This window comes from uncultured Virgibacillus sp., assembly GCF_947495635.1.
Lineage (GTDB): Bacteria > Bacillota > Bacilli > Bacillales > Amphibacillaceae > Virgibacillus > Virgibacillus salarius.
Map to the genome: position 1 here is coordinate 1 of NZ_CANMAB010000194.1, position 1,791 is coordinate 1,791.

At 46.0% G+C, this 1,791-nt stretch carries 1 protein-coding gene; it reads left to right on the top strand.

The window, feature by feature from the left end:
* Positions 1 to 105 precede the first annotated feature (105 nt).
* Positions 106 to 1,392 (top strand): IS110 family transposase, encoded by a 1,287-nt coding sequence (locus Q1A47_RS20405; RefSeq protein WP_121604485.1) that lies wholly within the window; start codon positions 106 to 108, stop codon positions 1,390 to 1,392.
* The last annotated feature ends 399 nt before the right edge of the window (positions 1,393 to 1,791 follow it).

Here is a 1,791-nt window from a genome sequence, read left to right on the forward strand (position 1 = left end):
GGGGATATCGAAGCAGAGTCCGGATGCATAAAAAAAGCCCTCTTGGTACGATAGAGAGTGTCATCACGATGACCTCGAATTAAGTACCGAAGGAGGACTTCTACTATGGATTTTACACAAAATATGCGCATAGCGCAAATCAACGAAAACACACTGATCATTGGTGTCGACGTGGCCAAAAAGAAACATGTAGCACGGGTGATTGATGATCGGGGCAGAGACCTAGCCAAAAGGTTAGTGTTTACTAACTCTCATCAAGGTTTTTTTACGCTTCTCACCTGGGCGAGAGAGCTGGCGAATGAACATAAACGTCCGGACATCATCATCGGCATGGAGCCAACCGGTCATTATGGGCTGAACTTGGCTTATTATTTGAAAGCAGAAGGGATCCATACGGTAGGTGTTAATCCGATGAAGGTAAAACGGTTCAAGGAAATGGACGATGACTCCCCGACCAAAAATGATACGAAGGATGCCAAAGTCATCGCTCAAATCATTAAAGACGGGCGTTTTCATGAACCCACACTACCCGAGGATGTCTATGCCGAATTGAGGGAAGGCATGAAACTACATGACATCATCCAAGAGGACTTGTCTTCCATCAAAGCACAGATGCATAATGCGCTGGATCGCTATTTTCCGGAGTTCCTAGATGTCTTCAAAGACTGGACCGGGAAAGCAGCACTCCACCTACTGGAAAAGGGGTATCTTCCTGATGATATCCGACAGGCTTCGGAAGAAGACTTGATGGCCGAAGTGAAAAACGCTGCCCAACGTGCAGTGGGGATGAAACGTATCCAGGCATTAAAACAGGCAGCCGAAGATAGTATCGGCCTGACGGTCGGTTTAAGCATGGCACGCGAAGAATTCCGTTATCTTATTGACCAATACAAGGCCCTAGAAGAACGACTCGTCGCTCTTGAAGCACAACTCGAAGAACTCGTTCTTCTGGTTCCTGGGGCGGAGCAGATGATAGCCATCAAAGGTGTCAGTACCATGACAGTGGCCGGTTTCTTTGCGGAAGTCGGTGATCTATCGAATTACAGAGATCCACGCCAAATTATCAAATTAGCGGGACTCAATCTGATGATGAATCAATCCGGGAAATTCAAGGGGCAGACAACCATTACGAAACGAGGACGTAAAAGGCTGAGAAAGCTCCTGTATCAGGTGGCACGCCCCCTCTCGTTTCATAATGAAGCTTTCCGAAAGCTTCATGACCATTACCGTCATCGATCCATCAATCCCTTAACTGGGAAGCAATCGTTTATCGCGCTAAGTCGTAAACTTGTGAAAATCTTTTATGTGTTAGGGACACGCAAGTGTACCTTCAGTGAAGAACGCATGATCCGGGATATCCCCGGTGTTTCAGACTTACAGGAAACTGCCTAAACAAAAAAGATCTATTTCGTTTTGAGACCCATTGTTTGAACATTCGAAGCACGGAGAAGCCGGTCGATATTTTCACCGTTAGGGCTTTGACCCGCTTTAGGAGCATTTCCGGCATCCACCATGGTCAGGTTGAACGAAGGAATTTGCGCGCATTGACGCCGAGAGACATGGGAGGGTCCACCGCCATGCGTAACGTGGAGATCCAAGGTGCGATCATACGAACGCAAACCATTTAATGGAAAAAATCCATGGATGTTTAGTTGGTGCCATCCCTTATTTCCATAAATATCATTTATTTACAGATGAAGGAACGATCAACCCCCATTCTCTTTGAATGATATAAAGTAAACGGGAGAAAAACGGAGTAATTCTGAGATAATTTTAATTTATAGAGGGAGG

Excerpts from the sequence above, each read along its gene's own strand:
- Q1A47_RS20405 (WP_121604485.1), top strand. The coding sequence starts at position 106 with ATGGATTTTACACAAAATATGCGCATAGCGCAAATCAACGAAAACACA.